Origin of the sequence: Gluconobacter sp. P1D12_c, from assembly GCF_018812105.1 — a bacterium.
In the GTDB taxonomy this organism is placed as follows: Bacteria; Pseudomonadota; Alphaproteobacteria; order Acetobacterales; family Acetobacteraceae; genus Gluconobacter; species Gluconobacter oxydans_A.
Genome location: NZ_JACSIQ010000495.1, coordinates 1 through 438, shown reverse-complemented (window position 1 = coordinate 438; position 438 = coordinate 1). Strand labels below are relative to the sequence as shown.

Genomic DNA, 438 nt, shown 5'->3' with positions numbered 1-438 from the left:
GACACCTACCTTCTTCCGGAAGCCACGTTTGCAGCGATGCGCGCGCAAGGACCGTTGCCTCTGGCGATCAATGCTACGGCTGACACGTTCCTTTCTCAACGGCGTGCAGTGCTGGAAACCGCGCTGAACCGGGTGACGGCTCTTGCCAGGAAGGGCGAGTTGTCACAGGTCCGGCTTGATGCACATGGTCTTGTGATTTCGCCTCTGAAAGCAATTACACCCCCTGCTGTGGAAGAGTTGAGGCGGGCGGCTTACGACCGGCTGCCACGCATCAAGATTACTGATCTTCTGCTGGAAGTGGACCGCTGGATCAGCTTCACCGACTGCTTTACCCATCGCCGTTCCAGCCGTGTCGCGGATGACAAAAACGCCCTGCTGACGGTGATCCTGGCGGATGGGATTAATCTTGGTCTGACACGCATGGCCGACACCTGTCAG

At 58.2% G+C, this 438-nt stretch carries 1 protein-coding gene; it reads left to right on the top strand.

The genetic code is table 11. From position 1 onward, the window contains the following. Window positions 1-438, top strand: a 438-nt coding sequence (locus KP705_RS17840; RefSeq protein WP_215765253.1) for a Tn3 family transposase, incomplete at both ends; no start/stop codon positions are given.